We start from the raw sequence: 2,095 nt of genomic DNA, 5'->3' as shown, positions 1-2,095 counted from the left end.
GGCGTGGAAAAGCTCCTCGTCACCGCCCGCACGCGGACGACCTACAACGATATCAAGATCCGCGAGTTCAAGACGATATCCGGCGTGGTGTCATTCTTCATTGGCCTTGGCTTTGCGCATGTCGATCTGCCGCTTGAGGCGGGGACAAGCCGGAGCCACAAGCTCGCCCCATCAGACAAGGGCGCTGGCAACTAACCTTGTCTGTCTCTGGCTACTCGCCGCGCCAGCCTCAGCGCAAATGGTCCTGGTCATGGAGAGCGACGGCTCTCTGACCCCGTCGCGATCTCAGAGCGGTTTTGCCCGGAACTACAATGACGGCATTGGTCAGGGATCGGCGTTCGATGGTTTGGCCATTCTTGATGAGACTGAAGCAGATTCCGAACCTGACGCGATGAGGTTTGCGGCACTCGCCCAGCCAGCACCCCTGCCTCCCGCAGACGTTCTCTTGGGTATCGAGGCAACGGCCCTGCGCTATGCCAGCCATCCCGGTTTGCGGCGCGCGGGACTGTCCGTCACGGATTGGCTGGCTCTCTACCGGGCCAATATCGAGGTTGAGAGCGCCTATCAGCAGGATGCGGTCTCCCGCGCGGGCGCTATTGGCCTTGGCCAGCTGATGCCCGCCACTGCCCGTGATCTCGACGTCGATCCGCGTGACCCCCAACAGAACCTCGACGGCTCTGCCCGTTACCTCGCGATGATGCTGGAGCGCTTCGGCGATCCGCGCCTGGCGCTTGCGGCCTACAACGCCGGACCCGATGCGGTCCGCCAGTATGGCGGCATTCCCCCTTACCGAGAAACCCAGAACCACGTGGCCCGCGTCATGGCCGTCGTGGCCCGATTGGAAGGATCAAATTCATGAAACAGATTTCAAACCTCTTTGTCGCCTCGCTGGCGCTATTCCTATTCGTTGCCGAGCCCGCCCTCGCCCAGAGCATTGATCTCTCCCCGATCCAGAGTTTGCTCCAGGGCATCGTCGATGCGCTGACCGGCCCGCTTGGCGTTGTCATCGCAACGCTCGCCGTTCTGGGCGTTTTCCTGAGCTGGTTTTTCAACATCATCGATCTACGCCAGGCGCTGTGGGTGCTTGTGGGCATCGCCGGTGTTGCGGCCGCCCCCACCATCGTTGCTGCGGTTTTTGCCGGTGGCTGAGCGCGCGCCTCTCTTTCTCGGCCTCGTGCGCCCGCCGAAGCTTCTGGGCCTACCCATCATGTACGCGATGGTCTGGCTCTTCGGTTCGGTGCTCTTGTTCGTCTGGGTCCAGCACATCGCGGTGTTGGGTGTTGCCGCCCTACTCTATCCGGTGCTTTGGAAGGCCGCCGATTGGGACCCGCGCTTCATCGACGTGATGATGACGGCCCTGCAGGAGACACCGCCCACGCGCAACAGGTCCATTCATGGCGGGGACAGCTATGCCCCGTGATGACGCCCGTGATGCTGAGCTCGATGCCCGCACAATGACCCCAAACTGGTATGCGCGCGAGACCCGCCTCGCGCATATGCTGCCCTATGTCAGCCTGGTCGATGACCGCACCGTGCGGACGCGGGTCAACGAGCTTTTCCAGTGCATCCGGCTCGACGGGGTCAATAGCTACACGACCGATGACGCCTATCTCGACAAGGTGACGGCGCTCTTTGCCCGGATCATTGCGCAATTGGGGCCGGAGTTCAGCTATTACGTCCATAAGGTCTCCAAGGCGATCACACCGGACCTCAAGCCCCTGCGCGAGGACAGTTTCGCGGGAGAAGTCGACCGGCTCTGGCGCAAGAAGCTAGAGACCAGCGGGCTGCGCGACAAGACGCTCACCCTTACGATCATCCATCGCCCGCCTCCAAAAAGCGTCCTGCCCTTCCTGAACCGCAGCGCGCCGGATCGCCTCAAGGAAGCGACCGAGAAGCGCCTTCGCCGATTGGGCGAGGCCGTGAACGTGTTCCTGTCGGGCCTGACGGAGCTTAACCCACGTGTGCTTTCGGCCAAGTCCGGCGAGTTGATCGGCTTTCTGGGGGCTCTCAACACTGGCCAGGAACTGCCGCTCTATCCGGCGAACACCTATGGCTTCCTGTCCTTCAACGTCGCCAACACGCGAGTGACGTTTCA

General features: G+C 62.1%; 3 protein-coding genes and 2 pseudogenes. All 5 read left to right on the top strand.

What is annotated here, in order from left to right; translation table 11 throughout:
- Window positions 1-195: pseudogene (locus RBB32_RS21225) on the top strand (hypothetical protein); the annotation flags it as partial.
- Window positions 196-238: 43 nt separating this feature from the next.
- Window positions 239-859 (top strand): lytic transglycosylase domain-containing protein, encoded by a 621-nt coding sequence (locus RBB32_RS21220; protein ID WP_306155751.1) that lies wholly within the window; start codon window positions 239-241, stop codon window positions 857-859.
- Window positions 856-1,149: a TrbC/VirB2 family protein gene (locus RBB32_RS21215; protein WP_306155750.1), complete on the top strand. Its 294-nt coding sequence runs from the start codon at window positions 856-858 to the stop codon at window positions 1,147-1,149. The genes RBB32_RS21220 and RBB32_RS21215 overlap by 4 nt, the downstream gene beginning before the upstream one ends.
- A complete protein-coding gene (locus RBB32_RS21210; RefSeq protein WP_012187324.1) occupies window positions 1,142-1,420 on the top strand; it encodes a type IV secretion system protein VirB3 in 279 nt (92 codons plus the stop codon). The genes RBB32_RS21215 and RBB32_RS21210 overlap by 8 nt, the downstream gene beginning before the upstream one ends.
- A pseudogene (locus tag RBB32_RS21205) lies at window positions 1,410-2,095 on the top strand (type IV secretion system protein B4); the annotation flags it as partial. The gene RBB32_RS21210 and the pseudogene RBB32_RS21205, both read left to right, overlap by 11 nt.

It is taken from the genome of Roseovarius sp. MMSF_3281 (assembly GCF_030733685.1).
Lineage (GTDB): Bacteria > Pseudomonadota > Alphaproteobacteria > Rhodobacterales > Rhodobacteraceae > Roseovarius.
This window is presented reverse-complemented; position numbering and strand designations above follow the sequence as displayed.